General features: G+C 58.4%; 34 protein-coding genes and 1 pseudogene. 3 read left to right on the top strand and 32 right to left on the bottom strand.

The genetic code is table 11. The features are described from left to right. Positions 1 to 14 precede the first annotated feature (14 nt). From ACRHIG_RS27395 to ACRHIG_RS27350, 10 genes and pseudogenes are all read right to left on the bottom strand, one after another. Entirely contained in the window at positions 15 to 1,166 is a 1,152-nt protein-coding gene (locus tag ACRHIG_RS27395) for an Arm DNA-binding domain-containing protein (protein ID WP_489628553.1), read from the bottom strand. A 142-nt stretch (positions 1,167 to 1,308) separates the two neighbouring features. Further along, positions 1,309 to 1,476, bottom strand: a complete 168-nt coding sequence (locus ACRHIG_RS27390) for a hypothetical protein (RefSeq protein ID WP_489628552.1) — start codon at positions 1,474 to 1,476, stop codon at positions 1,309 to 1,311. After that, positions 1,473 to 1,712, bottom strand: coding sequence for a hypothetical protein (locus ACRHIG_RS27385; RefSeq protein ID WP_489628551.1), 240 nt, complete (start codon positions 1,710 to 1,712; stop codon positions 1,473 to 1,475). The genes ACRHIG_RS27390 and ACRHIG_RS27385 overlap by 4 nt, the downstream gene beginning before the upstream one ends. Further along, positions 1,706 to 1,858 carry a hypothetical protein gene (locus ACRHIG_RS27380; protein WP_170932979.1) on the bottom strand — a complete coding sequence of 51 codons (153 nt, stop codon included), beginning with the start codon at positions 1,856 to 1,858 and terminating at the stop codon, positions 1,706 to 1,708. The genes ACRHIG_RS27385 and ACRHIG_RS27380 overlap by 7 nt, the downstream gene beginning before the upstream one ends. Positions 1,859 to 1,869: 11 nt before the next feature. Further along, a pseudogene (locus tag ACRHIG_RS27375) lies at positions 1,870 to 3,763 on the bottom strand (replication endonuclease); the annotation flags it as partial. Beyond that, complete coding sequence (locus ACRHIG_RS27370) at positions 3,753 to 4,106, bottom strand: hypothetical protein (protein ID WP_035820917.1); 354 nt, start codon at positions 4,104 to 4,106, stop codon at positions 3,753 to 3,755. The pseudogene ACRHIG_RS27375 and the gene ACRHIG_RS27370, both read right to left, overlap by 11 nt. 101 nt (positions 4,107 to 4,207) lie before the next feature. Next, entirely contained in the window at positions 4,208 to 4,609 is a 402-nt protein-coding gene (locus tag ACRHIG_RS27365; RefSeq protein ID WP_489628550.1) for a hypothetical protein, read from the bottom strand. 128 nt (positions 4,610 to 4,737) lie between these two features. Then, positions 4,738 to 5,001, bottom strand: a complete 264-nt coding sequence (locus tag ACRHIG_RS27360; RefSeq protein ID WP_100428409.1) for an Ogr/Delta-like zinc finger protein — start codon at positions 4,999 to 5,001, stop codon at positions 4,738 to 4,740. Further along, a complete protein-coding gene (locus ACRHIG_RS27355; RefSeq protein WP_489628549.1) occupies positions 4,998 to 5,186 on the bottom strand; it encodes a hypothetical protein in 189 nt (62 codons plus the stop codon). Before ACRHIG_RS27355 ends, ACRHIG_RS27360 begins: the two co-directional genes overlap by 4 nt. Before the next feature lie 37 nt (positions 5,187 to 5,223). Continuing rightward, positions 5,224 to 5,427, bottom strand: coding sequence for a hypothetical protein (locus tag ACRHIG_RS27350; RefSeq protein WP_035820909.1), 204 nt, complete (start codon positions 5,425 to 5,427; stop codon positions 5,224 to 5,226). 293 nt (positions 5,428 to 5,720) lie between these two features. Between ACRHIG_RS27350 and ACRHIG_RS27345 the strand changes: the two genes are divergently transcribed. The 3 genes from ACRHIG_RS27345 to ACRHIG_RS27335 all read left to right on the top strand — a co-directional run bounded on the left by ACRHIG_RS27345 (position 5,721) and on the right by ACRHIG_RS27335 (position 7,048). Further along, complete coding sequence (locus ACRHIG_RS27345) at positions 5,721 to 6,164, top strand: helix-turn-helix domain-containing protein (protein ID WP_489628548.1); 444 nt, start codon at positions 5,721 to 5,723, stop codon at positions 6,162 to 6,164. Positions 6,165 to 6,582: 418 nt separating this feature from the next. Next, a complete protein-coding gene (locus ACRHIG_RS27340; RefSeq protein ID WP_489628547.1) occupies positions 6,583 to 6,717 on the top strand; it encodes a hypothetical protein in 135 nt (44 codons plus the stop codon). A 55-nt stretch (positions 6,718 to 6,772) separates the two neighbouring features. Then, positions 6,773 to 7,048 (top strand): BRCT domain-containing protein, encoded by a 276-nt coding sequence (locus ACRHIG_RS27335; protein WP_489628546.1) that lies wholly within the window; start codon positions 6,773 to 6,775, stop codon positions 7,046 to 7,048. A 74-nt stretch (positions 7,049 to 7,122) separates the two neighbouring features. On the opposite strand, the gene ACRHIG_RS27330 is transcribed toward ACRHIG_RS27335, so the two are convergent. The 22 genes from ACRHIG_RS27330 to ACRHIG_RS27225 form a co-directional block, all read right to left on the bottom strand. Continuing rightward, positions 7,123 to 8,595: a hypothetical protein gene (locus tag ACRHIG_RS27330; protein ID WP_489628545.1), complete on the bottom strand. Its 1,473-nt coding sequence runs from the start codon at positions 8,593 to 8,595 to the stop codon at positions 7,123 to 7,125. A gap of 347 nt (positions 8,596 to 8,942) precedes the next feature. Then, complete coding sequence (locus ACRHIG_RS27325) at positions 8,943 to 10,421, bottom strand: PIN-like domain-containing protein (RefSeq protein WP_489628544.1); 1,479 nt, start codon at positions 10,419 to 10,421, stop codon at positions 8,943 to 8,945. A 102-nt stretch (positions 10,422 to 10,523) separates the two neighbouring features. After that, positions 10,524 to 11,750: a phage late control D family protein gene (locus tag ACRHIG_RS27320; protein ID WP_489628543.1), complete on the bottom strand. Its 1,227-nt coding sequence runs from the start codon at positions 11,748 to 11,750 to the stop codon at positions 10,524 to 10,526. Further along, a complete protein-coding gene (locus tag ACRHIG_RS27315; protein ID WP_489628542.1) occupies positions 11,747 to 12,355 on the bottom strand; it encodes a phage tail protein in 609 nt (202 codons plus the stop codon). Before ACRHIG_RS27315 ends, ACRHIG_RS27320 begins: the two co-directional genes overlap by 4 nt. Positions 12,356 to 12,370: 15 nt before the next feature. Then, a complete protein-coding gene (locus tag ACRHIG_RS27310; RefSeq protein WP_489628541.1) occupies positions 12,371 to 15,166 on the bottom strand; it encodes a phage tail tape measure protein in 2,796 nt (931 codons plus the stop codon). Between the two features lie 74 nt (positions 15,167 to 15,240). Further along, positions 15,241 to 15,312, bottom strand: a complete 72-nt coding sequence (locus ACRHIG_RS27305) for a GpE family phage tail protein (protein ID WP_436505455.1) — start codon at positions 15,310 to 15,312, stop codon at positions 15,241 to 15,243. Continuing rightward, entirely contained in the window at positions 15,293 to 15,670 is a 378-nt protein-coding gene (locus tag ACRHIG_RS27300; protein ID WP_489628540.1) for a phage tail assembly protein, read from the bottom strand. The genes ACRHIG_RS27305 and ACRHIG_RS27300 overlap by 20 nt, the downstream gene beginning before the upstream one ends. 36 nt (positions 15,671 to 15,706) lie before the next feature. Beyond that, positions 15,707 to 16,216, bottom strand: a complete 510-nt coding sequence (locus ACRHIG_RS27295) for a phage major tail tube protein (protein ID WP_489628539.1) — start codon at positions 16,214 to 16,216, stop codon at positions 15,707 to 15,709. Positions 16,217 to 16,272: 56 nt separating this feature from the next. Then, positions 16,273 to 17,448 carry a phage tail sheath protein gene (locus ACRHIG_RS27290; protein ID WP_489628538.1) on the bottom strand — a complete coding sequence of 392 codons (1,176 nt, stop codon included), beginning with the start codon at positions 17,446 to 17,448 and terminating at the stop codon, positions 16,273 to 16,275. Positions 17,449 to 17,482: 34 nt separating this feature from the next. Then, on the bottom strand, positions 17,483 to 17,962 hold the full coding sequence (locus ACRHIG_RS27285) for a hypothetical protein (protein WP_489628537.1): 480 nt from the start codon (positions 17,960 to 17,962) through the stop codon (positions 17,483 to 17,485). 1 nt (position 17,963) lies between these two features. Further along, positions 17,964 to 20,087 (bottom strand): phage tail protein, encoded by a 2,124-nt coding sequence (locus ACRHIG_RS27280; protein ID WP_489628536.1) that lies wholly within the window; start codon positions 20,085 to 20,087, stop codon positions 17,964 to 17,966. Beyond that, on the bottom strand, positions 20,084 to 20,704 hold the full coding sequence (locus ACRHIG_RS27275; protein WP_489628535.1) for a phage tail protein I: 621 nt from the start codon (positions 20,702 to 20,704) through the stop codon (positions 20,084 to 20,086). Before ACRHIG_RS27275 ends, ACRHIG_RS27280 begins: the two co-directional genes overlap by 4 nt. After that, positions 20,697 to 20,987, bottom strand: coding sequence for a hypothetical protein (locus ACRHIG_RS27270; RefSeq protein ID WP_489630880.1), 291 nt, complete (start codon positions 20,985 to 20,987; stop codon positions 20,697 to 20,699). The genes ACRHIG_RS27275 and ACRHIG_RS27270 overlap by 8 nt, the downstream gene beginning before the upstream one ends. A 2-nt stretch (positions 20,988 to 20,989) precedes the next feature. Then, positions 20,990 to 21,607 (bottom strand): baseplate assembly protein, encoded by a 618-nt coding sequence (locus ACRHIG_RS27265; RefSeq protein WP_489628534.1) that lies wholly within the window; start codon positions 21,605 to 21,607, stop codon positions 20,990 to 20,992. Continuing rightward, on the bottom strand, positions 21,604 to 21,948 hold the full coding sequence (locus ACRHIG_RS27260) for a GPW/gp25 family protein (protein WP_489628533.1): 345 nt from the start codon (positions 21,946 to 21,948) through the stop codon (positions 21,604 to 21,606). Before ACRHIG_RS27260 ends, ACRHIG_RS27265 begins: the two co-directional genes overlap by 4 nt. Further along, positions 21,945 to 22,643 (bottom strand): phage baseplate assembly protein V, encoded by a 699-nt coding sequence (locus tag ACRHIG_RS27255; RefSeq protein ID WP_489628532.1) that lies wholly within the window; start codon positions 22,641 to 22,643, stop codon positions 21,945 to 21,947. The genes ACRHIG_RS27260 and ACRHIG_RS27255 overlap by 4 nt, the downstream gene beginning before the upstream one ends. Positions 22,644 to 22,727: 84 nt before the next feature. After that, positions 22,728 to 23,291, bottom strand: coding sequence for a hypothetical protein (locus tag ACRHIG_RS27250; protein WP_489628531.1), 564 nt, complete (start codon positions 23,289 to 23,291; stop codon positions 22,728 to 22,730). A 422-nt stretch (positions 23,292 to 23,713) separates the two neighbouring features. Beyond that, positions 23,714 to 24,181, bottom strand: coding sequence for a phage virion morphogenesis protein (locus ACRHIG_RS27245; protein WP_489628530.1), 468 nt, complete (start codon positions 24,179 to 24,181; stop codon positions 23,714 to 23,716). Next, positions 24,178 to 24,666: a phage tail protein gene (locus ACRHIG_RS27240; RefSeq protein ID WP_489628529.1), complete on the bottom strand. Its 489-nt coding sequence runs from the start codon at positions 24,664 to 24,666 to the stop codon at positions 24,178 to 24,180. Before ACRHIG_RS27240 ends, ACRHIG_RS27245 begins: the two co-directional genes overlap by 4 nt. After that, positions 24,650 to 25,162 (bottom strand): lysis system i-spanin subunit Rz, encoded by a 513-nt coding sequence (locus tag ACRHIG_RS27235; RefSeq protein ID WP_489628528.1) that lies wholly within the window; start codon positions 25,160 to 25,162, stop codon positions 24,650 to 24,652. The genes ACRHIG_RS27240 and ACRHIG_RS27235 overlap by 17 nt, the downstream gene beginning before the upstream one ends. After that, positions 25,159 to 25,719, bottom strand: a complete 561-nt coding sequence (locus ACRHIG_RS27230) for a glycoside hydrolase family 108 protein (RefSeq protein WP_489628527.1) — start codon at positions 25,717 to 25,719, stop codon at positions 25,159 to 25,161. The genes ACRHIG_RS27235 and ACRHIG_RS27230 overlap by 4 nt, the downstream gene beginning before the upstream one ends. Beyond that, on the bottom strand, positions 25,719 to 26,090 hold the full coding sequence (locus ACRHIG_RS27225; protein ID WP_489628526.1) for a hypothetical protein: 372 nt from the start codon (positions 26,088 to 26,090) through the stop codon (positions 25,719 to 25,721). Before ACRHIG_RS27225 ends, ACRHIG_RS27230 begins: the two co-directional genes overlap by 1 nt. Between the last annotated feature and the right edge of the window lie 45 nt (positions 26,091 to 26,135).

Here is a 26,135-nt window from a genome sequence, read left to right as displayed (position 1 = left end):
ACAGGACAATCGACCTAATTGTTAAATGCCGAAAACACTTTCTGCTTTTGACCCTGCAGTCTGATCGGCATCCGGCATCCACCGTCCGTATACCTAGCAATCATTGTCCAGTCAGCATGCCCCATCTGCTTTGCCACCCACATAGGGTGTTCGCCGGCCGAGAGCATCATGCTGGCATAGGTGTGTCGTGTCTGATAGGGATTGCGATACCGGACGCCCGCGCTTTGCAGGATGCCGGTCCATAAAGTCTTGCGGATCGGCTGGTCTCCCTCCCAGCGCCGTTCCAGGCGTGGATTTTGAAAGACTTCCTCGCCTTTCGCCCAGGTGAACGCCTTTTGTTCCTGCAGCGCATGCAGCGCACGCTCCAGCACCTTGATTTCGCGGCGGCCGGCGTTCGTCTTGGTGCTTTCTGCAGCCTTGGAGTGTTGAGTGAGGGCACGCGTCACCATCACAACGCCCCGCACGAAGTCCACATCGGCCCAATCCAGTGCCACCAGCTCAGACGTGCGCAGGCCTGTCCAGAAGGCAAACTGCAACAGGTTGCGCCCCTGGCCGGTAGCCTGCGCCAGAATCGCCGCCTGCTCCTCCTTCGTAAACGGGTCGATATCGTCCTTGGATTGCGGTGCCTCGACTTTGGAATAGCACCAGCGCGCCAGTGGATTGACTTCGATCAGCTCGTCCTCTATCGCGTCGTCCAGCGCCTTGCGCAGCACGCTCTGGATGTTGGCCATGGTCTTGTTGGTCGCGTTCATGGGCTCCAGCTTCGCCCGCACGTCCTTCTTGCGCAGCGCCGACAGCATGATGGTGCCGAACCAGGGGATCAGCTGACCGACGACGATCTTGCGATAGCCGTTGTACGTGCTGGCCTTGAGGTGCTTTTTCTGCCTGTCCAGCCACTTATCCAGAAACGCTTCGACGGTTTGCACGTCGCCGACCTGGTCGGCGAACTTGACCGCATTGGACGATTGCGGGAATGTGGCCGTATAGTCAAAGCTGTTGGTGGCGATCGCGTGCAGGATCGCCGCTCGATGGTTCTCGGCCCGTTTCAGGTTAGCGGAGGTGGGCTTGAGCGCGATCCTTTCCCGGCACCTGGTGCCGCGATACATGAAGGTGATTTCGATGCTGCTTTCCGATGCAGCTTTAACACCTCGCCCGTCTCTACCCATGATTCATACCCTTTCACGTCAATTAAAATTCGATTGTCTGGCGCCTTGATCCAGACGGCGTCTTTCGGCCAGATCCCGTCCCGGATCTTTGTTCTGATCGCGTCGGGCGTGTAACCCGACTCGGTAGAAAACTTCGGTATGGTCATGTAGCGAAGCATTTCTTCTTCCTATTCTTGGAATCGTTTTGTACCGCCAAAGCAAAAGCTTCGGCCTCCGTGTATTTCGGCACCTCAGCGCCTGGCTTGCGGTAATCGCGCAATCGACAAAATTCCTTGTAATCCGCTTCCTCGGCGGGGGATGCCGTTGTCATGCTGAGCACCCGATGGGCGCGGTTGCCTTCTTGGTCGCCTCGATGGCCGCCAGGGGCACCGCACGGAACATGCCGGGCCACTGGTGGTCCAGCTCCACCCAGGCGTGCAGCTCGCCATTGCCTACGTCACGGCGCAAGTCGTTGACGGTGCCGGCCTGGTAGCCTTCATCGGTATCGAATGTCACGCGGTCGCCCAGGGCGATTTGCCGCGGTGAATTGCTCAGGGTGGTCAGCATTGCGGTGCTCCTTTCAGTTTGGCGGTAACGCCGCACACGCCGAAGTGGTCGAGGGCGGCCTGGATCGCATCGCCGCTGGAAGCGGCAATCGCGGCGTATTCAAAGCGTTCGGTTTGCGTGCGAACGGTCACGGAAAAGGTACTCATGTGGCATTTCCTCTTGTGGAAGACGAATCGGTGACGATCACGCGCGGGTAGGGGCAGGCGTTTAGCCTCGCCACTTCGAAAAGCAAATCGATCTTTTCTTGGTCGCCCGGGATCCGGGGAATGGGCATAGATTGTTGTGTGCTGCACAAGCCCAAATCGCAGTTCGCTCTTCATCACAGATCGCCCGCACGATGTCGGGGCTGCGATCCGGGGGGCAGGGCGGTCGGGGTGCGTACAGTTATTTACACGAGTCCGAGGAACGGCAACCCCAACAGCTACCCCGCGAGCGCCTGTGGCCAGTACCGGCGTCCATGTATGGCGCACGGACTTGAAGACCACGCCGATCAGATCGCTGCAGCGCACGCCGTAGGGCGTGATGCGCTGGGTTTCGCCGTAGCGGCCGATGACGGTTTTTTCGTCCTTGGCCAGGGTGACGACCAGTTCCTTGCGCGGCACCAGAGCGCCACCCTGGGCGCGCAGGTATTCGGCCCAGCAGGCGCGCTTTTCGCCGTCGATCTTTTGCACGGCGTCCCAGGCGCGGCGCATGGCGGCCGGGGCTTCATTGAGCATACTTTCCTCGATGCGGCGCAGTTCGCGCCAGACGGTGACGGGCGCGCCGCCCCATTGCTGGAATTGACGGATGCCCCAGCACGCGGCCCAGGACTCGACGCGCGCCGATGGCGTCAGCTCGACGTCGCCTTCGGTGTCGGCCGTGACGACATAGCCTTCCTTTGTTTTGTGGTCGGCCACGCCGTCGATGTTCTTGGCCACGTACTTGGCGATGTAGCCGGCGGCGCTGCCCTTGGCCCAGTCGATGCGTTTCACGTCCAGGCGGCGCGCGAAGGCGCCCGGCTCGCCACGGTCCACGCGCCAGGCGTAGCGCTTCATGATGCGGATGGCGCGGCCGGCCACGTCCTGCAGGTGGGCCGTCTTGTATTTTGCTGTCGGGCGCACGAACAGCAGCAAATGCCAGTGCGGACAGCCATCGTGGTGCGGCTCGGCGATGCGAAAGCCGTACAGACCGATGCCACGGCGCGCCAGTGCAGAGCGGCACAGCGATGTCATCTTGCCCAGGTAGGCGTTTGCCTCGCGCGGCGTGGAGCCGTCGAACTTGTCGTTTGGCTTGCCGCTGTGCTGCATGGCGTGAAAGCGCGATGGGCACGTCCAGGTAATGAAAATGCCTTGGTCGCCGCACTCGCGGGCGATCTGTTCAAAGCCGTTGATACGCAACATCAACTCACCGCGCCGGATGGCCTTGTTTGCGGTGGTTTTCTCGGCCAGCTCGGCGATGCTGAATTGCTGGCCGTTCTCGTTTTGCACCAGGGTAGCGGCCAGCGCTGCCGCGTTGCGGCGGTTCTGCGCCAGGCGCGACAGCACGGCGTCATTGCTGGCGTAGGGTTCGCCGCGATAGTTCACGTAGCCCAGGCGGATATTGCCCGCTTCAAAGGCGCGCTTGACCTTCTTGCGCAACTGGCGGCGCCACCAGCGGGCGTCCACCAGGCGGGCGATGGTATCGGTCATCGTGTCGAACTCGGGCAGCTCGATGCCATACGAGGCGCATTCACCTTCCATGATCTGCAGGGCGTGCGTGTCGGACAAGGCCATCCACAGCATTTTGGTCACACCGGCTGCCGCGCGCTCGGCGGTGGCCACGATGTCCGCATCGCTTTGCGACAGGTCGACGCCGGCCGGCACGTACTGCTCGGCGAACTCGCGCACAAAGCTGGTGGCGACGGATTCATAGACTTTGTACCAGGACGACCAGGCCATCTTGGCCAGGGCGGCCGTGATGACGCGGTTGCGCCACTTGAACGGGATGCGGGCCAGCTCGGGCGCGAATTGCGCGGATCGCAAGAAGGCTTCATGGCGTTGCGGGGCAGGCAGCAGGATTTGTTTAGATTGCATTCAACAGTCTTTCGTACACACGGATAGCGGCAGAGGTGGCGGCGCGTAGCTCGATGCGCTCTTCCTCGGTAAATGAGTGGATGGGCGATTCCCAGCGGTCGGCGTCCAGGCCGGCGGCAATCAGCACGGAACGGCGCGCGCCGCGCGGCGACAATCCCCAGGCTTGGGCCATGAAGGGCGCCAGGTTGCGCGGCTTGATGCTGCGTAGCTGGGCCTTGGCTTCGGCGATGGCGGCCAGCGCATGCCCGGCGCCTGGTGGCGTCGGCATGTCCTTGTCGCGCGCGGCCAGAATTTCGGCGGCAGGCTGGAAGGACAGGTGGTTGTCGATAAGGGACGCCGGCATGGTTCAGTCCTTGATGGCGCCGATGGCCCGCAGCACGCCGGGAGTAATGACGATCAGGAGCGACAGCAGCCATATGCCGCAGGTCTTGGCCAGGCGCTGCATCAGCGTGCCTCTTGCTTTGAAAAGTACTCTGCCCAATAGGACAGCGTGCGCGAGGAGCCATTGCTGTGCCGGACGCCTTGTGCGGTGGCAAACATGTAGTGCAGCTCGATGGGCAGGCCGTTGACCAGCACACGCTGGTGAGCAGGTGTAAAGAAGCCCGCGACGTTCAGTGCTTTTGCATCGCTGATGATGAAGGTGACGTTGGCGGCGCCGAAGGCATGATAAGTTTTTGCAATCTGGTGTACGGAGTACGACAGCGCGTCGATGCTGGCACCAGCGCTGGCTTGCAGCAGGAAGCAAGCTGGAGCCACGGGAACAACGCATTGTTGCGGGGCAGGGCGGGCCGTGTCCGGTAAGGGGTGAAAGCCGGTTTGCTTGGTGGCGTGCAGCGTGTTTTCCATCGGTTTTCCTTTTTCCTTATTTCAGGTTGAACGAATCCCGCACGCTCAAAAGGGAGCGCTGCAGGGCACAGCAAAAGAGGGGGAGTTACAGCGGCCGGGTTACGGCGGCGCGAGGATCGGGATAGTCATCAGCAGCCCGCTGTCAGGTCCAGGGCCAGCTGGCTGGTGGCTGCCGCGCGCGCATGCTGGGACATCGGGATGCGGATATCGGCCTTGGGCATGGCAGACAGCGAGAGGGTGCGCAGCACTTCCAGGCCTGCCACGAAGGAGTGTCCGCAGTCGGGGTTCTGGCACATGTAGGTGATTTCCTTGAACATGGCGGACATCGTGCGGCTTTTGACGGCGCGGACGGTGTATTCGCAATGCGGGCAGGGCAGGCCGATGACTCTCATTTCAGTTTTCTTTCCACTTCATACAGGGCGCGACCGCGACCCGTCATGTTTTTCGACTGTATGCGTAAGCGCGACTTGACGAGCCATTCAGCCGCCTGATCGATACTTGCCAGCCCCTGGCGCTGGCGCACGAGTTCCAGCACCGCGCGCTCTTCGTCATTGAGGTGAATTTGATGGTCTGGCATTTTCTGTAACTTTAGAGTTGCTCAAAAGTGACTCGGTTTACACGCTGCGACGCTGTACGCTGTCGATGGTGGCGTCATCCAAGGCGATCACGGCCAAGGCTTCACGCATCACGATCTGGCGCACCAGCACCGCAAGCTCTTCGCCTTGGTAGTTGGCGATCGAGGAAACGAGCTGGTGCTCGTAATCGTCGAGGCGCAGCATGACGCGGTGGCTGCGGATACGTTTTGCATCGGGGTACATGACGTTGTCCTTAGTGAATGGATTTGGAAGCGAGTTCACGCTTGTAGTCGGCGAGGCCCCGCAGGATCAGGAAGCGGAGGAACCAGGCACGGGAGCGTTCAAGTTTCTCTGCTAGCCTTCGACCTCATCCACCTCAGCAGGGGTCAGGCGGACGCCAAGGGGGCGTGACGTGACGCCCTTGGCAATACGTCCGACTTTTGACAAATTATTCATAATGTTATGATCTGTAATCGCTACGGAATGGCGTAAATATATCACTCATTTGAGTGATTTGGAAAGGTATTTGTACTCAAATGAAGTATTTTTTTGATCGTCTCAAGGAAGAGCGAAAACGTCTTGGCCTCAATCAGGATGAGTTTGCGGCTCTTGGTGGAGTAAAAAAGGGTGCCCAGTTCAACTATGAAAATGGCTCTCGTACACCAGATTCGGACTATTTGGCGGCCGTTGCTGCGGCCGGGGTAGATGTGTTGTATTTGTTGACCGGGGAACATGCGCTCTCAGCATTGCCTGCGGACGAGCATGAACTGTTGACTGGCTATCGAAGTATGGATGTTCGCGGGAAAGCAGGCGTCCTTGGAATGATTAGCGGCATGCGCTCGCCAACGCCGTCGGCATCCCAAGCAGGGAATGCCCCACACGTTGAAACTCACGGGAAGATTGGGCAAAATTTCGTGGGGAATATCATTGGGCCGCAGACTTTTAATGTGGCCGGCAGCGGACGAAAAAAGGAAAAATAGTCTGAAAATGATTCACCTTCTTATGCTTATTGTAATTGCTGCTTGTTTGCTCTGCATAATTTTCAGCAGCTGGAATCCTCGGAAGCGAGCGATTGACGCTGGAGAACCGGGCGCCTCCCTTTGGCGACATATTCAACTATGCATATCAAGCGCAAAGTTGAGAAAGCCTGCATGCCTAGTCGACCGGATTGCGGCTCCGCAAAAAAATCCTTCGGCTAGTGAGAATATTCTGCAACTCAAGCAAGTCGCAGTTGAGGTGCAACCTGCTCAAGTTTCATCACGCGCAAAGAAAAAGTCGAAGAGAGGACCACGAGGCGAAGCAGGAGATGTCGACGAAATTCAGTTTTTGTATCCGAGGCGAGACGGTTTGGGCTATTTAACTCGGAAAGTCTGAGTATGGGCAGTTGATGCGGATTATTTGGAAGGTTATTGCCATACAAGGCAGGGAAAACGAACTTTTTCTTTGCGGCGTATTCGTGGCAAGGTGACTTCGCTAAGGACAGGAGAAATTCAACGTATCGGAAGGTGGGCGAGTGCAATGCGCCCCCAATAACAGAACCGTTACTGATGGTGCCTCCCATAGCCCGGTTGGTATCAAAGGCTATCCAATGGATAAATCCAATCGAAAGCAATGGCAGACAGCGGCATATTTTGTAGGTTTTCGCGATGCCAAACACTGCGAATTGGAGTCAATGGCTAGGGCGGCAGGTTGGCAGGTACACACGGGGTTTAGCACTTCGCTAAATTTCCTGATTACTGGACCGCTGGCTGGCACTACACAACTTAGCAAAGCTGACTCAATGGGGATTGGCGTTATTTTGGAATTGAATTTCAAGAAAGTGATAGGGGAAAACCAACAATACGGTGGGCGTAAGAGGCCATAGTTTGCCAACTAAGATCCCAGCCATAAGCAGCCATACACTTGGGAGAAGATACGGTCTTTTTCAAAGCATCAACTCTATAATGCTGGTGCGCGGTGGAATTCTTGCCAAAGTGCGCACTTAACGGCATGGTGCAGAAAACCAAATTCCCCCATAAAAAATCTATTTGCAAGTTTCTGAATTTTATCTGTGCTGTCATGCCGTATATTAAAGACGCCCTCGTGCGCAACTGCGTTCCTGATTTTATAGGATGCAGCGACGGCCTCCCAAAGTGTAATTCTTTCATCCGCAGGCATGAGTGAAATTTTTGCGCCTTCGATCTGACAGGCTGTTCCATCCAACATCCATTGTGTGATCGAAGAAAGTCCAGAGTTGCGGAGGTATGCATAAACTCTTCCCTCTTTTCGATTGGTATTTAAAGCCGTTCCGCTATTAAGTTTAATCTGTGTGCCATCACTATTAAATAGTGGATCTGAATTTGCTGAAACATTATTGTCTGCAATGGTCTCGAGTAACGACCATTGTCGAAATAACTGAAACGACCTATCTCTTTCGGCTACAGATTGAACATATAATTCCAAGACTAAACGCGAACGCGGTTGAGTTCTCACTATATGCAGATGTTCCTCTACGATGATTGACATTTCACTCATCGGCGGTGAAAATGCGCCCCTAAAATCATGACCTTTTGGAATGGTTCGCCATGATCCGGTAGTTTCATTGCGAATAAAGGTAAGTAACGGTAATGGACGATCACCTCGATCAACTGCGATAAGGGTTGATATGTCGTAACCCAATTGGCTCGAATATTTTAATGCTTCTTCTTCTGAATTTGCCAAAACTTTGCAAAGTTCAACGGCATACAACGGTTGAATTAGTAACCCTTCAATGATACCGATTTCCTCAGGAAGCTGGGTGTCGAGGTGTAAGAAAATGAATTCCCTCACTGCTTCGAACGTCGCCTTGTTACTGACGCCAGATGGAATTGGGTGAAAGCGAACTCCTTTCATCTCGCTTGGCATATGTATATCAACGCCTGTGAAAAATATTACTACGTTGAACGTCGTGCCGAGCGAGGGGTCTACATCGCCCACTATCCAAGGCGTCTCTTGGACTACCAATTGATTTGAAAAAATTTGATGAATTGTTGTTTCTGGCAAGTAGTGAACGGCGTCATTCTCTACTTTAAAATAAACCACAAATGGCAACATGTTAGGTCGGTGGATTAAATTAATCACACGGTCTTCGGTGAATCCGATGTAAGCTCCGTATATTTCGCCATCAACGAGATTTTTTATTGTTCCATCAAATATTTTTCCAATTTCTTCTGCTGATATTGAAGTGGACCAGACGCGGTCTTGACGTGCTTCAACAAAATGAAATATATGAATTGCAACATAATTCATTCCTGCTGGAAGATTAATTGATACCTTTATTTTGTGGCCTCCGCCGTTGCCTTCGGGGTGGATTGATAGACTAGCTGGTTGCATAATCGTTTCCTCAATGTTGAATTTTTGCATAGGGGCAAAGAAGGTGGCGAGGTCTGCCATTCGGACATGATCTCAACCTTGGCATCTAGACTCACAGTCAATACGGCACGATTAACTATGCTGTGTATGCGTATTGACGCCGAGCTTACGCAGCGACTTCAGCTTGGGGATTCGCATAGCTGGGTCTGTGTCGGAATGGCAGACCTGATCCTCAAACGCTTGGGAAAACTACCAGTTGCCAGAGGATTTAAAGAAGCTTCCTCATGAGACAGTTGATAAAGACTTCACTATCCAAAGAAAGGATGGCATATCATTACGCGAGGTCCTCAATCTGTCCAAGCACTGGCCTGAGTAATAATTTTCCAAGTTCAGGGGGGCTGTAAAAATATAATTTATTTTTTCCAATTTTAATATTTAATATATTTTGGAGTGAAATTGGCATGATTGTATTGTCTATCGGCAGTAAGTTCGCATAGTGCACTAAAACGCTCATTTATTATGAAGCCGAAAGTTATTCCTGTTACGCCGGAAAAATCTAACATGCCCTGAATGTCACCAAATCCGCCATGCATTAAATGTTCAAATTCATGAATCATTTCTTCATCGATAACAATCAAAAGAATATAACTTTGTATTGTTCTTCTCTTTATTGAAATAATTTTGTTGATGATGGATTTTGCTGATATTTTTCGAGGAAGTATCACCTCATACATTGCAATTGGCTCTTCATTATCCAATACTACGAAGTCAGCGTCTGCGCCAAGCTGCACCTTGCAGTCTGGATTGTTTTTCTCCACCCAGTCTCTGAGAGCCACATAAGTGGAACCGCTTAGATTTTGCGGTGTCAAATAGTCTTCGCGGAAGCCCGATTTGGCATATTTTGCGGCTCTTAATGCTCGAATTATGTCCTCATGTGAATTATCTACACGTGATGAATCTATTCGTACGGAATCTTGTTCTGCCAATTGTTGTTGATCTGAAGTATGCTTTACCTGATCAATTGTATCGTTGGAAATATTGACTCCATCAAGGAAGCTACTGGCGAACTCTAAGAACTTGTCAATTGTATACATCCAAAAATTGGATGCTTCACTCTTGTTTAAAAATTCTGAAATAAGTTTTGGCTCCGGCCCTAATATTTCTCCTTTTTCTATCCACCACCAATCTTCTTTTCTATCGCCGGTAACAAAGATAACATCTTTCTTGGAGATGGATTTTATGTGTTCTATTGTTTGATTCCATAGAATTAAATCGCCAAACTTCGCTTCGTAAGTGACGTCTCCATCGATATATTTATCTCCTTTATTTTTGTCTTTATATCCAGGTGGTGTGTCGGACGTATATCGTTTATCTCCATCCACTATTAAAGCATCTAGTTCGGTCTGATTCGTTGGTCGTGGCCCTACTTTCCCTAGGAAAAGTTGAGCAATTTTTGCACCGATTGGATCATCAAGACTTACTCTTGGTAATTTTTCACATGCCAAATCGATAGCATTTTCCAATGATTTAAATGCTTGCGCTGCTGTAGTGATACGGTCATTTAAGTTGAAAATTCCTGTATTTCTCTTCTCGAATTCAATTTTATCGAAGTCATTTTTTAAATCTGTAATGATACGTTTTAACTTTTGTTGAAGTTTCTCTACGGACTCATTGGAGCCTCTTATTCTAGAAAATCTATTTTTGTGAAATTCAAATGCTACTTGATATGGAATCCAAATCCTCATTTCTATTTTTTCTAGAACTGAAAAAAAATCATTTCTAGCTTGTTCTGGATAAGAGTACAAACTCAACAAGACATTTGTATCGAAAACTACAGTTGCATTTCCCCATAGTTTTTTTAACGATTCTTCAGAGGGACGATAGTGACCAGGAAATAAATCATGCATGATTAATTTTATTGAAGGCTGTGAATTTAACAACAATACCTTGAATGATTATTTTTTGCAATATCCTCTTTCATGAAAAATTCCTAACATCAAAAATTCTATTCATTGTGAATTTTCAGATATGATGTCTCGAATCTCCTCGATATGCATCCACGCATGTAGCGCCGCCCGCTTCGCAGCCTGCTTGCTCTTGTAAAGATGTTCCAGCGTCTTGAGCGTGCCCGTGGAACCGGCCTGCTCCTGCCCCGCCTTTTTCTTCTTCGCCGCCACGTCCTTCCACTTGGCCACGACGCCCGTGATGCCTTCGTCAGGGTCTTTCTCGTCCTCGCGTTCTGCCTCGACCGCTTCCGTCTTCGTTTCAAACTCCACCCGCGTGGTAAAGCCGTTACCGCCCAGGCTGTGCGTGACCTTGACCGATAGCCACTCGGTGGCGTCGATCTCGGGCTTGAAGCCTTGCACGGTGACGGGCGATTGCGGGAACACGGCCGGGTTGCCCAGGGCCAGGTTCATTTCGAAGGTAGCCAGGCCGCGCAGGATGCGCTGCCATTCGGCCACGGCCGCCGCGCGCGCATCCGTTTCGTTGGCGAAGGTGGTGCGCAGCCGCTTGCTGTTGCCGGGCACGCCGGCCACCACGCTGCGGCGGCGCGCGTAGCGCTCGTCGTGCCAGAAGGCGCGCACGCCCGTGTAGGCGTCGCTTTCGGCGCTGTGGTAGCGGTGGCCGTCGCCCAGGGCGCGCGTGATGGGGATGACGGGCAGCGCCTTGCCGCTGGCCGTGCGGCTCTGGTTGATGGGGATGAAAAGCAGGGTGTCATTTTTGACGGTGGCCACCGCGTCGTATTTCCTGCCCAGCCGGCGCAGGAAGGCCGCATCGCTTTCATGGGTCTGGTCGATGTGCTCGACGGCGGTATCGCGCAGGCGCGCGGACACGCCCGACGCCAGCTCGTTGCGAAAGGCGATGGCCTCGATGATGGCGCCCAGGGTGGTCTTGTGGAAGCTGTGTTCCTGCTGCTGTTTGAACGTGTCGATCAGGTTGGCCGACCTGGCGCGCAGGGTGATGGTGTCGGGCGCGCCGCTGTGCTCCACCTCGTCGACGGTGAACTTGCCCATATCCACCAGGCCGGACGCTTGCCAGCCCAGCGCCAGGGCGATCTGCGCGCCGCGCGGCGGCAGGGCCAGCTTGCCGTCGCTGTCGTCCAGGGAAATGTCGAGCTGGTCGCTCTCGTCGCCACGGCACAGGGTCAAGGTCAGATTGATGAGGCGGGGCGAGACGATGGCGGTGATGTCCTTGTCCTCGATGCTGACCTTGAAGGCGGGGATATGCTCGCTCATTTGAACTTGTCCGCCGCGCTGCCGATGGCGCCGCTGATGCTGCCGCCGATCTTGTCTTTCATCTCGCTGACCACGCCGCCGTATTTCGAGGTGATGCCGCCGACCACGTTGCCGACGACGGTGCCCACGGCATTCTTGGCCGCGCCCGCAATGCTGCTGGTCATGCCGTCGATGCTGAGCATGTTTTTCAGGTCGCCGATGTCGCCCAGGCCGACCATGGCCAGCACGCCGTCGTCGTCGCGCTTGAGCGCAATCGAGAACTCGACGCGGCGCGCGCCGCCGCTGCCATCGAGGATGGTGCGCCCCTCGGTCATGCTGGTGATACGGTACGAGCCGAGAATGCGGCCCGTGCCCTGGATCAGTATCCACGATTTACCGGTATCGGCCATCATGCGTAGCGCATCGAGCGAATACAGGGAACCGGTCAGTTCCGGCGCCACCCAGCCCGACAGGGTAATCGTGTCGTCACCTGGCCCCACGTACTGGTGCGCGTCGCGCAGGCCCACGCGCGCCGTGCTGGCGTGCTTCCATTCCGTTTGCCGCTGCAACTCGTGATAGGCCAGGGTGGGCAGGCTGAAAACGAACATTCCTAAAATCATCATCATGGTGGTGCTTCTTTCTTAATCGTGGTCGCGCAGGGACGAGCGGATGCGCGCCGCCTTCTCGCGGTCGCGTTGATCGAGCGCCACGCTCACGGCGCGCGCGATGGCCTGGGGATCGGTGCCGGCCTGCACGTGGAAGGTGATTTCGATCTTGTCGCCCTGGATCGTCATGCCGGCGCCGAACCCGCCTTGTGACAGCGGCGCGCGCGTGTCGAAGGCGCTGGCGGGCAGGGCGGTGGCCGTACCGATGGCGATGCCGGCGCCCAATTGCGTCAGGCGCTGCGCCAGGGTAGACACCTTGGCAATCGGCGCGCCCTCGCTGCGGTCCAGGCCCACGGCCAAACCCTGCATGGTGTAGTCACCGAGCTGGGCAAACACGCGGCTTGGGCTGTGGATGCCCAGCTTTTCCTTGAACCAGGCAATGGTGCTGGAACCGGCATTGCTGATGGCGTCCTTGACGGCGCCCATGGACCCGGTGATGCCGTTGACCAGGCCGCGCAGGATGTTGGCGCCAAACTCGGTGAACTGGGCCGGCAGCTTGATGCCGAACCAGCTCAACACGCCCGCGCACGCCTGATAGAACACGCCGACCGGCGACCAGTTGATAATCAGGGCCGTGATGTTGCCCATGCCGCCAGCGCAGACGGTGCGCAGGCGCGACCAGATATCGGCAAAGAAGGCGGCGATAGGTTGCCAGGATGCGGTAATGCGCTGCAGGATGCTGGCGCCAAAGTCGGTGAGCTTGGCCGGCAGCGCAATGCCGAACCAGCCCAGCACGCCCGCAAACGCGCGGTAGAACAGGCCCAGGGGCGACCAGTTGGCGATCAGGCTATTGATGCCGGTAAAGCCGCCGGCAAACGCCGTCTTGACGTCCGACCACAGACCGCGAAAGAAACCCTTGATCGGCTCCCAGTATTTGTAGATCAGGAAGGCGGCGCTGGCGATGACTGTGACAGCAATGCCAATCGGGTTCAGCATCAGGGCGCGACCCAGCCACAGCACGGCGCGGCCCGCCCACATGAAGGCGCCGCCCAGGCCGCGCAGGATGGGCGTGAGCACCCCGCCCGTCACGCCCATTTTGGCAAACATGACGTGCAGCATGGCATACGGGCCGATCATGGCGGCGATGCCCAGCATCAGCGGGCCGAGCACCAGCAGCAGGCCGGCCAGCACGGCAAAAGCGGTAATCATGACCTTGGCCACGGTCGGGTTGCGCTCCATGAAACCGTTCAGGCGCGTGACGGCGGAAATCGCCAGTTCCAGCCCCTGCGCATACAGCGGCAGGATTTTTTCGCCCATGGTCAGTTTCAAGTTGGCCAGCTTCGACTGCGCCTCCAGTTCCTTGCCGGCGGCCGAGTCGCGGCCCAGCTTTTCCAGCCGGCCGATGTTCGCGGCGCCACGGTTGAGCTTTTCGTTCTTGTGGATCTGCACGCGCTGCAAGTACATCTGCGAATACAGGTTCGACGCCGTGCGGTTGGAAAAGATGCTGCCGATGGCGTCGAGCACCTGTTTCTTTTCCGTGATGCCTTTCTTGGCCAGTTGCGGCAACAGCACCTTTTCCAGCCACTCGAACTGGTTTTCGCGGAACAGTTCCGCGCCCAGCAGCGCGCCGGGATCGAGGAACGAGACTTGCCCCGCCTTGTCGTGCTTGACCTTGCTTTTGTCTCCAATCAGGCCGAACTCTTCCAGCTTCCTGGCTGAGCGCTTGGTGGTGCGGCCCTGGTACAAGTTCTGGTAGGCGCTCATCAGGGACGTGCCGACGCGGTTGCCGCTCATTTCCTGCACCAGCGGTTCCATCTGGTAGTAAAACGCATCATCTTTCAAGCCTTTGGCAGCGATACCGCCCGTCTTGATCATGTTCAGCCATTCATTCGGCCCCACGCGCCCGCCCGTGGCGGTGATGACCTGCTGCACGATATTGGCCTGGGCTTCGAACTTTTCCTTGCTCTCCAGGCCGCCGCGCAGCTCGATGACCTTGAGCATGTCCATGAACTTGCGTTCGTTGTCGGCGCCTTCGGCCTCGCCAAAGAAGGCGTGATTGGCAAACTTCATCTTGGCCAGGGTAGGCGCGACCATTTCCGCGTGGTGCACGTCGGCAAAGGCGCTCATGCCGTCGCGCATCAACTGCAGGTTGTCGAGCTGGCTGGTGCCATAGGTCTTCATGTTGCGCGCGAAGGCGACGGCCTCGGCTGACACCTTGTCGCCCAGGCCCAGCGCGTTGACTCTGCCCACTTCCGTTTGATAGTGCTTGGCCTCGTTCAGCCCCTTGACGACGGGCGCGCCGATGACGGCGCCCGTGGCGGTCGCGCCAGCGCCGGCCATGGCCAGATTGCCCGCCTTGTTGCGCAGCTTGTCGGCATGCTGGGTGGCGTTGGTGACGCGCTGCTGCCTGGCGTTTGCATTGGCCAGCTTCTGCTGCTGCAAGGTCATGGTTTTGTTGGTGGCCTCGATCTCGCGGCGCAAGGTGCGCTCGTGGTTGGCCAGGTCTTTGGTGCCGATGCCGGCGCCCGCCAGGCGCTCGCGCATGACCTGCAGTTGCTGGGCCTGCTGCTGGCCTGCCGTCTTCAAGGCGCCGGCCGCTTTGACGGCGGCGTTAAACTCGCGCGTCATGGCGCGCGTGGGCGCCTCCGTCTGTTTCATCTTGGTGGCCAGGCTGGCCACCTTTTGCTGGGCTGCTTCCAGCTTGGTGCGCGTGGCGTCCAGGCCGCCATGCAGTTCGCGGAACTTGCTGATGTTTTTCTGCTGGGCATTCAAGTCACGCAAACGGTCGCTGGTCGCTTTCAACGCCTTGGCCGTATCGCTGGAGCCGCCCATGATTTTTTCAGCGGGCCGGTGATCTTGTCCAGCGCTGCAAACACTACCTGTAACTTCAAATCCCGACCAGCCATCTATTCCGCTCCGCTTCGTTGCCGGGCGCGCTCGCGCCAGGCCATCAGTTCATCAATCGTAAAGCCGTCCATCGCTGCCGGCGTCCAGTGGAAGACGCCGGCAATGTCGGCCATGGCGTCTTCTACTTCGCCGGGGATACCGAAAGGCGATCGGCTTTGCTCGCCAAAAACCGGCAACCTCGGCGCCCACGGCCAGCAGGTCGGCCGGGTCCATGTTGGCGATGTCGTGCGCGGTCAAGGTCGGCTCGGTGATGCGCGGCAGCACGATTTGCAGGGCCGACACGTTCAGGTTGGCCAGCTCGATCAGGGAAATGCCACGCAGGGCGCCCGCCTTGGGCTTGCGCACGGTGAGCGCGGTGATGAAGCCGTCGCCGCGCTTGATCGGTTCGTCCAGTTCGATGACGGCTTGGTTTTGGGTATCGTTGTGCATAGTGGTTTCCTTGTTGTGGTGTGTTTAAAAAGGGGATTACAGGCCGATGGCCTTGCGGATGGCGGCATTCGTGTCGCCGCCGCCGAAGTTCTCGGTGCCGCTCATGAAGTCCAGCTCGATGACGGTGGCGCCGTCGATCATCAGCTTGTAATAGCTGCAGGCCATCGTGTATTTGTGCGTGGTGTCGTCGCCCATCTTCGCCGCGCCCATATCGATTTCCTTGTAGCGGCCGCGCACGACGACCTCGACGGCGGCGACCGTGCCGTCATCGTCTTCCTGGTAGGCGCCGGCAAAGCGCAGCTGCACGGCGCCGTGTGCGTGGGCGCCGTACTGTTTCAGGGCTTCGGCGATCAGGCCGCCGCCGCTCCATTCCAGCGACAGCGCCTCATTGCCGAAGTCCACGGACACGGGGCCGCTCATGCCGCCGGCGCGGTACTCTTCCATCTTGCGGCTCAGCTTGGGCAAGGTGACTTCAGGCACCATGCCCATGAAGGACACGCCGTTCTGGAACAAGTTAAAATTTTTCAGTTTGCGGGGCAGGCCCATAATTTCTCCAGTGATTCAATGCGCCCGCGTTGGTGCGGGCAGGGTGGGGATGCTGATTACGCGGCGATACGCGAGGCGAAGTCGGCCAGGTAGCGGTCGGTAATACGCTGCTGGAATTTCAGGTTTTCCAGCGGCGGCACGGGCGTGTAGTCATAGTCGATGGCCAGCTTGCCCGCCTTGAGCGTGTCCTTGTCGTTGAACTGCTCGTCATACCAGGCATGGCCGTCGATGATGTAGCCCTGCAGTTTCAAGTCGCGGAACTTGGCATTGATGCTTTCCAGCAGATCGCGCACCAAGGACGGATGCAAGGGCAGGTCGACAAAGGCGAAATGCGCCTCGGCGATGGTGTCGGCCAGCACCTGGGCCGTGCGCGTGTAGCTTTCGAAATAGAAGAAGCCGCCCGGCGTCTCGCAGGTACGCGAACCCCAGAAGCGGTAGCCGCCCATGTTGATCAGGGTGGTCACTTCCTTGGCATTGAGCACGCCGGCGTCGGTGGCCGGGTCTTGCAGGTCGAAAAACACGTCCTTGGTGATGCCGGTCGGGCCGTTGACGACGACATTCGACAGCGTCTTGTGCCATCCCGTCTCCTCGTCGATCTTGGCGCGCAGACCCATGGCGTAGGCCACGGCGGAAATACTGGCCTCTTCATCGGTGGCGGTATTCCAGTTCACGAAGTCGGGCCAGATCATCATGATTTCGCGCTGGCCGAACTGGCCGCGATAGGTGGTGGCCGCCATGACGGTGGCGCAGCCATAGGCGGATGCATACACGAAGCCGCGCAGGCGTTGCGCCACGCTGGCCAGAGCATTGGTGACGGCCTGGGTATCCAGCCCCGGCGCGCCCAGGATGCGCGGTTTGACGCCGAGCTTGCTTTGCGCGGCCAGCAGCGCCTGGGCGCCCAGGTACTTGCCGTCCGGCGACACGCCGCCCACGGCATTGGTCGTGGTTTCCGCTTCCGTTTCGCCTTCGGCCACGCGCACCACGATGGTCAGCGGTTTGGTCTGCGCGGCGATGGCCGCCAGGCTGCGATACAAGGTGCCCGTCTTGCCGGCCTTGCCCATGGCGGCCAGCACGTTGGTGACGAGCACGGGCGTGTCGAGCGGGAACGCGGCCGGGTCCGCATCGTCGGCCGTGGCGATCAGGCCCAGCACGGCCGTGGAGACGGTGCGGATGGGGCGCGAACCTTCGTTGATTTCGATGACGCGCACGCCATGGTGATAGTCGGTAGCCATGTTGTTCTCCTGGTAGGTGGTAAATGTCGGGGTGTTACTGTGTGATGGCTGCTTCATCGAAGGCGCGCCGCGCCTCTTGCGGCAGCGTGTCCGCGATGCGCTGGAACTCGGCGCTGACGGCTGCCTGCAGCTCGTCCAGATCGCGCGCGGCGGTCACGCTTGGGCAGATCGTGATGTCGAGCAGGCAGGTGCGCGCCGTGATGATCGTTTGCACGGTGTCCGTGTCGCCGCTGGCCACGGCCGCAAAGCCGATGCCGGCCAGGCGGTTGAGGATGCCGTCGCGCGTTTTTCTGACGCCGACCAGGAAGGTGTCGCACTGCACCAGCAGCGGCGTGGGCGTCGGCGCGGTAATGACCAGCCGGCCGTTCTCAAATTGAAAGGCATGGCCTGCGGGCCTGCCCATCGCGGCCGCATAGTCTTCGTCATCCACCTCGATCAAGTCGTCAGGCAGGTGCGGATACTCAATGTGTTGGGGATAAAAATTGCCTGTCGAGTAAGAGTAGCGAATGGTCATTTCACTTGCCTATGGAAATAATGAAAACAGAAACGTTGCTGTTGGTGTAATTGTTCTGCGCCACGCCGCCATTCACGGAGGTGGGCATGGCGGCGACAAACGCATTGGAATTGGGACTCGCACCGACCCCCAGGACGCTGGCCGTGCAGCCGAACGCCGCTTCCTTGAACGCAACCGGAAAGGAGAAATTCTTCGTTGCAATGCCGTTTGATGCGACGGGCACGTCGACGGTTTGCCATTGCATGATGAAGTCGTCCGGCAGGAACTTGTGGCCGCTACCGGCCAGCACGCCTGAAAATGCGGCATTGCGGCTCAGTTCCGCGGTGGAATCGATCACGCGCCACACCTGATCGGTGGTCGCCATCAGCGTGAGCGACTGGCCTTTTTTGACCGTGATGCTGTTCGTTTCATCGGGCGCCATGAGAAAGGCACCCTTGGCCGGTACGAGCCGTGCGCTTTGCGGGCCGGTGCAATGGACGCGCACGCAGATACCGGCATTGTTGGGAATGCCCAGCGATACGGGAGGGGGCAGGGTGAGCACCATTGCCGCGCCGCCCAGCAAGAGCACCGAACCGGCGTCGTCGGCGGTCAGCGAACGGTCCGCTTCCACGCGGGTGTAACCCGTCATGCTGCCTTGTGCGCGGCGGACAAACTCGGTGGTTGCAATGCGCGGCCCGCTGTTGAATTGCTCGGGCGTTGGCGCGACGTTGCCAAAGTAATTCTTGAACGCTTCCACATGGCGCAGTTGTGCCGAACCATTGACACAGACCCAGTTGCCCAGACCATCGCTTTCCACGGTCAGCGATTCGCCAGCATTGACGTCGATGCTTTGGATGGCTACAGCGCTGGCATACAGCAGGTCGCCCGGGACGACATTGACCTTCATGCCAGGGCTGACGCTGACAACGCAGAAGAATTCGATGCGCGTGCCGCGTTTGCATTGCCTGGAGCCGGGTAGTGTGAATTCCGCCAGGCCTAGGCCCGATACGCCATTGTTGATGAAGCTCGCGCCGGCATCGTCTTTCGACAAGGGATACTTGCCGGTACCGACCACGACCATTTTGGACGCCTGCATGCCTATCCGATTGGCGTACTCGGTGGTGGCGATCTTTGTGCTGCTGTCGAATTGGGGCTGCGTCGGGGCCGTGTTGTTGAAGTAGTCGGCAAAATCGACGTTGCGCCACATTTCGGCCGTCGCGTCGATGACTTGCCAGACTTGGCCGGCCGTCGCCATCAAGGTGAGGAACTGGCCCTGTTTGACGACAATATTCTTCACGTCGCTGACGTCATAGGCAATGACCACGCCAGCAGCGGACGCAATCGTGCCGGCGGCCTGGTTCCGTCCGAAGAGCTTGAAGTATTTTCCCGAATTGGCGGGAATACCCAGCGCGTCCGGGCTGGGAATGGTGAGCGTCAGGCCAGGGGTGGTAAAGTACAGGGCGGCGCCCATATCGTCCGCCGTCAAGGTGCGACTCGCGCCCACGCCAACGAATTTGACCATGCTGCCCTGTGCCTGCTGGACAAACTCCGCATTGACCAGCTTCTTCGAGGCGTCAAATTTCTTGAGCGTCGCCACCTCTTTCATGCTGTATTGCGGGTGCGGATCGGCGGCGGCCAGGTGCTTGGCCAGTTGCGCGTCGCTGTAGGCGCGCACGGTAATGTCCTGGTCATCGACATATTTACGGGTGGCCAGGATGACGGACGGGTCGATTTTCAATTCGATGGCGGCCGTGCTGGCGACGATCAGGACGATGCGCACCACTTGCGTGCGCCCGCTGCCTTCAAGCATCAGGGGCTTGTAGCTGGGCGGGCAGTTGGCCACCGCGCACAGGTCGCCGGCCTCGTCGTAGATGCCGATTTCGCGTATCCACCAGCCGCCCACGTCCTCGGGCAAGACTTGCTCGACGATGATCTGGCTTGGGTTGGCCGGGTCGACGGTCAGCTGGTTCAAGCCGGCGCGGCGCACCTCGCGTACCAGCGCCTTTTGCGTGCGCACGGGCATGGGCAGAGTGCCGTTGCCGTCGCCCACGGCCAGGTTCTTCAGTTTCAGGGTTTGGCCCAGGGCGATGGCGTTGGCCAGCTTGGCCTCGCCCACCTGCGTCAGGATGGCAAAGTATGTGCTCATGGATAGATGGTGAGAGTGTCGATGGTATGGGATGCGCCGGCCTGCAACAGCGTGCCGCGCACTTCGATGGTTTCCGCGATCCAGGGATACACGGTCATGCTGTCGCCGTGGTAGGCGCAAGCGCCTGTGTAGACGTTGCCGCGGCTTTCCAGATAAATGGCCAGGCCCGTCATGTGGCGGCTGACGGGCTTGGCGTCCGCAATCAGGCGTTCCATTTCCTGGAACATGGCGTCGGTGATGCCGGTGTCCAGCACGCCCACATCGAGGCGGAAGGTACCCGGCACGCCCGGCGGCATGGTCTGCCACCATTCGGTAATGCGGATCAAATAGCCCAGGGACTCCACAACGCGGCGCACGGCGGCAATCGTGCCCTTGTGCTTGTGGATGAAATAGGACGCCTTGATCGTGCCGCGCTTGGTCGATTCGGGCCAGGCGTCGTCCCAGCGGTCAACGGAACAGGCCCAGGCCAGAAACGGCAACAAGTTGACCGGGCAGCGGTCGGCGCTCCACAGGTCGCGCAGCGGCACGGGCACGTTGACCAGCTCGGCGCAGGCCACGGCAATGGCGCGTTCCAGCGCCGTGGTGTTGGGCGGCAGGGTCGGCACAAAGTTATTCATCGCGCACCACCACATTGAGCTTGATGGCCGTGCAGCGCGCGGCCTGGGTGGCGTTCAGTTCGATGTCCGCCGCCGGGCTGGTCAAGACGACCTTGCGCACGCCTTCGACGTGCACGGCGGCGCTGCAGGCGGAACGGTAGATACTGTGGCCCAGCGGGCGGCGCGGCTGCGACACGCGCACGGCGTTGGCGCGCGCGGCGTCCAGCAGAATCGGCACTTCCGGGCCGACGCCGATAAACAAGGTGGCCTCGATCTGGTAGTCGATGACCTGGGCGGCCTGCACGCTCAAGCGGTCACCCAGGGGCGCACTTCCTCGGCATTGAGCGCGCGTGCCACGATGGCCAGCAGCGCGGCGTCGGCGATGCCGGTGTCGTTGTTGGCCAGCACCGTGACGATGACGTGCGCGGGCGCCGGACTGGTGGCGCTTGCATCCTTGACGCGGCCGTCGGCACTGCGGGCGTGAAATTCGTAGGAGGCTTTCGGGCCGGCCACGGACAGGCCGTCCGGCGCTTCCTGGATGCGCAGGCGATAGGCGTCGTTGTCTTCCATGATGGCCGCCACGGGCGGCATGGCGTTGGGATTGGCCGGCGTGATGACCAGGCGCGCCACGTTGACGTTGGCGCCCAGTTGATCGAGGTCGCCGTCGAGGGCGAACGCCAGCATGACCGCCTTGCCTGCCTCGTTGACGCGGTTGCGCAGGATGGTTTCCTGATACGCGTTTTCCTCCAGCAGCTTGGTGGCCGGTTCCGACTCCAGTTCAAGCAATGCCGTGACGGTGGCGCGCTCGGCTTCCGGCAGCAGGCTCACCAGGTGCGCTTTGCGTGTGGCGAGGATGGCTTCGAAGTCCAGCACTTCTACCACGCTGGGTGCCGGCAACTGGGTCAGGTCGATGGGCGTGCTCATACGGCGCCGCCTTGCTTGACGGGCACGGCCAGGGTGATGCCCTGGCCATTGGCCGTACCATCGAGCAGCAGCGCGATGGCGCCGTCCGTGTCGCGCGTGAGCTGTACGCTGGCGAGCTGCAGGCGCGGCTCCCAGCGGCGCAGGGCAAAGGCGGTGGCCGCATAGATGCGCAACTGCGTGGCGCTGTGCAAGGGCTGGTCGATCAGTTCGGGCACTTCGGAGCCATAGCGCCGGCGCCGGATGCGCGAACCGATGGGCGTGGTGAGAATGTCGGTCACGGACTGGCGCAGGTGGCCCAGGCCCGTCAGGCTGCGCCCGGTGGCGGCGTGCATGCCCATCATGCTTGCGGCCCGCCCGACTTGTCGCCGCCGGCCTTGACGCCGCCGTGCGGATGCTTGGCCAGGCTGATGGCGCCGGCCAGCACGTCCTCGCTGGCCTTGATGGTGCCTTGCACGGCCATGGCCACGCCGCCAGCGGCACCGGCCTTGGCGTTCACGCCGCCGTTCAGGGTAGTGGCGCCTTCCACGGTGGTGGACTGCTTGACGATCAGGTTTTTCATGACGGTCAGGTCGCCCGTGCAGATGGTGCTGGGTGCGTTCGACGTCACCTTGTCGGCGGTGATGGTGGCGGTGCCGCCGGGGAGCGTCGCCGTCAGGGCGTGGGCCGCATGGTCGTACTGCACCACGGCGCCGTCGGGGTAATGCGTGGTGTGGATGGTGGGACTGGTGTCGGGCGCGTCAAATTCCTGCGAGTACAGCGCCGGCAAGATGATGCCGCGCGTGAGGTCGCCGCCCGGGGAAAAGACGATGACCTGTTCGCCCACGGTGGGCACCGACCAGGTGCGCGTGCTGCCGGCGCGCCGTGTGGCCCATTTCAGCCATTCGGTGGTGAGTGTCGGCCCGAGCCGCACGCGCGCCTTGGCCCCTTTGACCTCGGCAATGGTGCCCAGGCGGATCAGGTTTTGCAGCAAGCGGAGGAGGTCGGACAGGTCGGCGTTCATGCAGTGCATGTTGCCGAAGTCCGCGTGCGGATGCACGCGGGGGCGGGTTGATATATCGGTTAGTGACCGAACCAATATATTGATAGAGATTTATCTTTCGATACCTCTCCTTGGTACTACTTATTTTTCATCGTACCTTGGTAAGGCTTGACCTGGTTTGTTGCTAGCAGTTGTAACGATAAGAGGTGACACTAGAGCTGAAAATTGGTTTCTAACTCGATCATGGATAAAATTTAGAATTATTGGTGACATTATCTTAGATGCTTCTTCGATTGTAAGCGCCCGGGCCTTCGTTGTTACCTCTGGACTTAAACCGTGTCGTGCTTCATGGCCGGCTGCTTGAAAAGTATTTGCGGTGAAACGAAAATCATTTATATTACTTTCAACTTTCTTTATTGCTTTTTCCTTCTCTATGGGGTCGGTAATTTTCTCGTTCACGAGTGTTGCAAGTCTCTTTTCTTTGTAGCCAGCATCCTTCATTGTGTCCAATGCTTTGTACAAACTGGCAAAGGTGAGCCCTTCTATTCCAAAAAACTCAAGCATGTGGCGAACGTGTCTGTCATAACGAGCAGTAAGAAGAATTTGGCCATCCCCTGATAGTCTCCTTATATGATGTTCTGTGTAGCGCAGGTTTTGATGATCCTCTGGAAAAGGCGACATTTTTGGGACTTTATAGTCTGGCACAGATTTGTCAGCTTGGTTTTCAAGATCTATGCAAGAGCCGAGAGAGAATGGATGAAAGCTTGGGCCGCTTTGTAGACAGAGTAAGCCATTTAGTAAAAGTATAAGTGCGGCAGCGCGTCCTTGAGCCTGGTCAGGGGGAGGTGATTTAGATGGGGAGATGTGAAGAAGAAAAATGGTGGTTTAGAGTCTTCAACATCGACTCCTATGCTAATGTCTACTGACCTAAGAGAGGTAGTAGCATAGCTTTCAACCCAAGAATAATTTGCGGAAATGGGAAAGCCCCAAACGAAATTTTGCGGTGCCCAGCGAGGAAGGGTGGGGAGAGTAGTCACTATTTAATTCTCTTTCTATTTTTTGGGCTAGATGATTCTAAAATGTATTTTTTCAGATAACTCTATCACAATCTATTGGTGGAATTTATTTCAAGAGGGCATCAGATGGTTGAGTATGGACTTTCGAATTAAAGTCTGATCTGCAGGGCTTATTCCGAGAAGTGGTCGTTTGGCGTACTTGTAAGCCTGCCCTTTCTTGGTCACGCGGTCTTGCTGGCCAAACTGATGCACCCGCGCCACGCGCGCCACCCAGCCAAAGAACCCGACCTCGATCTGATCGCCGGTGGCCTTTACTTTCAGGTGCTTGGCGGTGCGAATCTTGGCGAACATCGCCGCCTTCTGCCGTTTGATGCGTCCATTCTTTCCCTTGAATTCCTTGCGCCGCTTGCGCGCCGGATAGGCCGCGCCGTCCGGTCCCTGCTGCGCCTTGATGCGTTGCGCCTGGCTGCGGCGCAGGTCGATGGCCACCTTGTGATTGATGGCGCGGCGCTGGGCTGGCTGCAGCTTGGCCAGCAGTGCGCCGGCCCATGCTTCCAGTGCGTGCAGGTCGCCGCTCATGGCGTAGCCTCGGGCGTGCGCCATTCGGCCAGGAGGGTCTCGCCGTCATATAGCTTCCAGAAATCGTCCGCGTAGGCCGGCATGTGCTGTATTTCGGCCAGGTGCTTGATGTCGAGGCGGCCCGCCTCGCCGGTCTTGACGGCCACGCGCTCCGTTAAGTCCAGCTTGATGGAAATGTCGACCGTTTCATGATTGTTGAAATCCACCTCGAAGGCGATGCCGTGCTTGCGCGTTTCCTCATTGGCCATCAGGTCGAGCTGGTGGACTTTCAGCCAGGCGATCAGGGCCACCATGATGGCGTCGGCGTCGCCCGCGTAGTCGGTGACGATCAGGTTGAGCTTGAAACGGTATTCGAAGGAGAGCGAGGCAGTGGCCGACGCTACCACGTTGCCCTCGTCGGCGAAGACCAGCAGGCGGTCGGGGTCGCGCTGCAGCTGGGGAATCGCGGCGGCCAGGTGCTGGCGCAGGCTATTCGGTTTGTACATGGTAGGTGTCTCGTACTAGGTTGTAGGCGTCGATGCAGGCGTTTAGCTGGCGGGTGGCGTCGTCGCCGTCGCCGGCAATGGCGTCAAGAGCTGCCGCAGTCGCTGCGTCAAGTTCGGCGCGCGCTTGGTGCTGATCGCTTGCGGCAGCGGCGGAATCTGCAGTTGCGGCGCACTGGCCGCTGGCGACGGGGATTGACAGGCGCACAGCGCCGCTGCGCACGTCATCGTTAAAACGGTCACGATCAGTTTTCGCATGGGTTTGATCCTGGGTGAGGTGGTCGGCGCGCTGCACCAAGGCGGCGCCGGCCGCGCGCTCCAGCGTGAGCACGCGGGCGGTGGCCTGGGCCAGTGCGGTGGCGGCGGTGGTCTTGTCGATGGCCGCGGCCCGCTGCAGTGCGGCGATACTGGCATCCTTGCGCCAGCCCTGCGCCGTCCAGCCCGCGATGGCGCCGCACAGGAGAACAGCGGCCAGCGGGCGCCAGGAGGTCGCCGTCACATGGCCACCCGTTCCTTGATCCAGCCGAACAGAAAACGGCGCTGGGTCTTGTTCGCTTCGGTGATTTCCAGGTAGCGTGCCGCCTGCAGGCCGTTCAGGGCGCGCAGCATGACGGTGGCGCCTTCCTGGCCGCGCCAGGCGAGAAAGGCGGCCAGCGCGCTCAGCGACTGTTTGCCCAGGCTGCCATCGACGGTGAGCACGGGATAGCGCGCGCCCGTATCATTAAAACCGTTCAGCCAGCGCTGCAGGAATTCGGCCGCCACGCGCGGCCCCATGTTCACGCCCGTGTCGATCACTTCGGCGCCGATGCCGGCATGGATGGCCAGCACCTGGTCGAACTTCGGTTCCGTGATGTAGCGGGCCGTGTAGATGGCGCGCGCCAGCGACACGGGCAGCTCGCGCATCGGGCCTTGATAGCCGTTGGCGCGTGCCACGGCGACAGTGATGCCGTAATTGGTTTCGCCGCCCTTGTCTTGCGGGTCGTTCACGTAGCCACCTTCGGCGCGCAGGATGGCGTCGATGACGCGTGCGATCAGCGGGTTTTCCATGGTGACCATCAGTGTTCCTTCGCGTCTTTGACCAGCTCGGCGATGTCCTTGTCGCTGCGGCGCTGGAACCACAGGGCCACGGCGCGCGATACCCACCAGCCGGGCGCGCCGACGATCAGGTCGATGGCGGAGGCGTTGACCATGGCGCCGATGGCCGGGAGCTGGGCGCACAGCAGCTGATACGCGGTGCCGCCCAACAGGCACGAGAACACGCCGGCACACGCCAGGCGGGCGACGAACTCGCCCTTGTTGAAGGTACCGTCGGCATTCAAGGGCGGCAGCACGATGTACAGCATGGCGGCGCCGACCATGCCCAGCGCCGCCTTGAAGCCGTACAGTTTGACCAGGGTGGCGAAACCACCAAACGATTCTGCGGACATTGCTTGAGTCTCCGGGGTGAGGGGTGAGAGATTTTTCATGATGAA

It is taken from the genome of Janthinobacterium sp. C22 (genome assembly GCF_057919405.1).
This window is presented reverse-complemented; position numbering and strand designations above follow the sequence as displayed.